1 pseudogene is annotated in these 1,706 nt (G+C 41.4%); it reads right to left on the reverse strand.

From position 1 onward, the window contains the following. Positions 1 to 1,706 (reverse strand): annotated as a pseudogene (locus H1P_RS36985) (hypothetical protein); the annotation flags it as partial.

Raw genomic sequence — 1,706 nt, forward strand, 5'->3', positions numbered from 1 at the left:
GTTTTTCTAATTTTTGATTGTTCAAAGAAATTTGATCTCTGATGCGAAGAGGAACTAAATTTTCGACAAGTACAGAAATTCCATTTAACCAATCTTCAGCATTCTCTAGAGGTTTAATATAAACTAGAAGCTGCTTGGGATTATCTCGATAGCAAAATGAATGATAATCCTCTCTTAAAACTTCCACTTCTGTATGAATTGGGATTAATTCTACTTTTGCTTGTTGCTGTCCTTGTCGTGTAATTAAACCTCTAGCAGCATATTCTCGATAGCCTTGATAAGAAAGTTCTAATCTCGGTGTTCCCATTAAAAAACTAAAATAAGTTCTTTGCAATAACTGGTAAATAAATTCAACTAGGAAAAAAGGCAACGTACCCTTCATTAAGGGCAAGGTGTGGCATAAAATTGTGTGAACAAGGCTGAGTATACATTTGGGCGTTTTTTGATTTTGGTCATTTTGGCATATTACATGGCAAGGTGTGGCATAAGCTTTGTGTTCTTTGCTCTGAGGCTGTTTTGTATGTAGTGCTTCTTGTATGACATTTGGCTCGCTATCCTCTTGTGGTATATCAATAGCGTTTGATATTTCCAGGTCAACACTTTCTTGTTTGGATATGCTCTCGGTTAGAGAGCATCCCTCGCAGTCATTATTTTGTTCGACTGTATTATTTGGCGAACTAGATGATGGGGCTGCTTCACTCGATACCCAAGGGTCTGGACTTACTTCAGCCCACGACTCCTCTTGAACTGGTGTTGGTGTTTCTGTTGTCTCCTGCTCTTTAACCTCTTCTGCTACGGATGTTACTATTACCTCTTCTTCTGCTGGATGCTGGGGTTCTGTTTGTGGTGGTGCTGTTGGTTTTGGGTTTGGCTCTGCTTTTCTATGTTTGGGATGCCATAAGGGAAGATTTTCAGGTTTGGTGAGGGTGGCATCGCTGACGCTAATCCCAAATAGTTTTTTGGTAATATTGCGAATTAGTAGTTTACATTCCCCTACTTTTTTGGGTAGTCCTCCTTCTTCTCGTTCGATATGGTCTACTGCCATCTCTACGCGAGAAGAGGCGTTATGCTGTCTTTCTTGATTGAGGTTGGTTTTGTTGGTAAGGGCATCTTTGATGTATTTGTAGGTGGGTCTGTCCTGGGGCAGACGGGAGCGATAGGGATACCATTGTTTTTCGGAAAACCTCGCTACTTCTTCACATCTACGGTGTATTTCCCGTTTGTGACGGCAATATTTGGCGTATCCAGGGCAAGTAAAGATTGTTTCTCTGATGTATTGGATTAATTTATTTCCCGATAAACCATGAAGTAGCCTTGCTAGTTTGCCTATGGTGAGTAGCAGTTCGTTGGTTTCGTGTTCTCCACTAAAACCCTGTTCTATGCGGATGCGGATGTGATTGAGGAATCCTTCTTTGATTTCTCTTTGGGCATAATCTACTTGTTCGAGAAAGTCTTTATCTTCAGGGGTTGGGTTGTAAATGCGTTGTTGATTTTTCTTGGTTTTAAACCACTCGTAGGCTTCGTTCAGTCTGCTTTCTAAAAGGTCTACATCGTTACCTGCTGCCGACCAATCCGCAGCGTCAAGGAAGTCTTCTAGGAGATCGCTTACTGGAGTGTAATCTAGATCGAGGAGGCACGAACCTTGTTGTAAAGGTAAGCGGTGTCCGTTAAAAAGACTGTTATAGCGTTTGGTGTTGGGGAAGGTT

It is taken from the genome of Hyella patelloides LEGE 07179 (genome assembly GCF_900659865.1).
In the GTDB taxonomy this organism is placed as follows: domain Bacteria; phylum Cyanobacteriota; class Cyanobacteriia; order Cyanobacteriales; family Xenococcaceae; genus Hyella; species Hyella patelloides.